Source organism: Sphingobacterium paucimobilis HER1398, assembly GCF_000416985.1.
GTDB classification, from domain to species: Bacteria; Bacteroidota; Bacteroidia; order Sphingobacteriales; family Sphingobacteriaceae; genus Sphingobacterium; species Sphingobacterium paucimobilis.
On record NZ_ATDL01000019.1, the window covers coordinates 1 to 1,821 of the forward strand.

A 1,821-nucleotide genomic window follows, 5' to 3' on the forward strand; every position below is an offset into this window, starting at 1 on the left:
ACCATGCGGAACTGCAATCTCATGCGGTGTTAATCCGAATTTCTTCGGGCTATCCCCCTGATATGGGCAGGTTGCTCACGCGTTACGCACCCGTGCGCCACTCTCACCATCTATAGCAAGCTACAGATGGATCCCGTTCGACTTGCATGTATTAGGCCTGCCGCTAGCGTTCATCCTGAGCCAGGATCAAACTCTCCATAGTAAAATGAAGTGTGAGATCAAGACTATTTATGAAAAATAGAATTGTCCTTATTTAAATAATTTCTGATTCTATGATCGTCAGGTTGAGTTTTTTAACTTTCGTTGTTTCTCAACACTACTCGTTACGTTACATGATCATTTCCTTAAAGAACTTTATCGCATCCGCTTCGCGCTTCTGCTTGTATCATCGACATCCGAAGATGTGACCTGTCATTTTTTTCCGGACTCCCTTGCGGAGACCGCCCTTCGTTTCCGTTGGGACTGCAAAGGTAGGAATCTTTTTCTAACCTCCAAATTTTATTTTAAAATAATTTCCGGAGAAGATTTTCAGAGGATAAAATAAAACGGATAAAACCGAAAAATCACCTCTCTGTCTACCTTATGTCATTGTTCCGAAGAACCGCCCCTCCCTCGCGGAGTGGTGCAAAGATAGGAACTTTCAGACCACATTTCAAAGACATAACACAGACTATTTTACCGCAAAAAGCATAAAACGCTGGAACAGCGAACAATAAAATACATCAAGAAAGACATTGGATCTAACAAAAAGCATAAATATTGGTTAAACAGAATAGATTTAAGCCTATTCTCAAACAAAGATCATTAGAATACTATCCTCATATTTTCCCGACACCTCTTTAATTAAAATCTAAAATCGGCTTAATTTTTCGCAATAAACTCTCATCATAAACTCAAAAATTCTGGAATTTATTTGAAATAAATTAGGTTTATTAATCAGTGACTCTTCTTTCATATCTGATTTATTCAATCACTACTATATTCATCTACCCCCTGAATCTGAATAATTTTTCTAAATAAAATAGCAGTAAGCGCTTCTCTAAAACTGTAATTATTTATCACATTGATCTTAGGACACAACGAATAGCTCAAAGAGGTAAACCATATTCTCCTATATCTTTCTAATCATCTCTAACGAAGCAGCTTCCTCTGATTAAAAAATATAAGACTCTATCCATTAGAAAATATGTTCAGAACAGGTCTCCGGACAGCATTCTGACGAAGGAGTTTGAGTATCTACATTCATACGGTAAAAGCCCCTAGGGCTTAGCTAGGGGCTTCGTAAGCAGTCTGCCGGCTGGCGGATACACTTCCACCTATTACCGCCATACTATAGATTGAGAAAAGTATGCACAAAACAAAAGCCCCTCCAGTTTCCTGAAGGGGCTTTGTATAAAAAAAGGCACCGACCTACTCTCCCACCTGTTACGGCAATACCATCGGCTCTGGCGGGCTTGACTTCTCTGTTCGGAATGGGAAGAGGTAGACACCGCCGATATAGGCACCTGAAATATCTTAAGCTCATCGCTGTTGCATAACAGCTATAGCCTGATTGACATGTTATTGAAAGAAAAAGAACAGTCAGAGAAGACAACAGGTCTATCTGCTTGGAAAGCTTCGGGCTATTAGTACTACTCGGCTTTGGTCTCTCAACCTTTACACCTGTAGCCTATCAACGTTGTCATCTCCAACGACCCTGTAAGGAAGTCTCATCTCGTGGCTAGTTTCGCACTTAGATGCTTTCAGCGCTTATCTATTCCCGACGTAGCTACCCAGCCGTACACCTGGCGGCATAACTGGTTCACCAGCGGTCAGTCCATC

The 1,821-nt window shown here is 40.9% G+C and carries 3 rRNA genes; all 3 read right to left on the minus strand.

Features of this window, described 5'->3' with window-relative positions:
• Positions 1-202, minus strand: a 16S ribosomal RNA gene (locus M472_RS40145); the annotation flags it as partial.
• A gap of 1,195 nt (positions 203-1,397) precedes the next feature.
• Positions 1,398-1,509: ribosomal RNA gene (gene rrf / locus M472_RS40150) — 5S ribosomal RNA — on the minus strand.
• 96 nt (positions 1,510-1,605) lie between these two features.
• A 23S ribosomal RNA gene (locus tag M472_RS40155) occupies positions 1,606-1,821 on the minus strand; the annotation flags it as partial.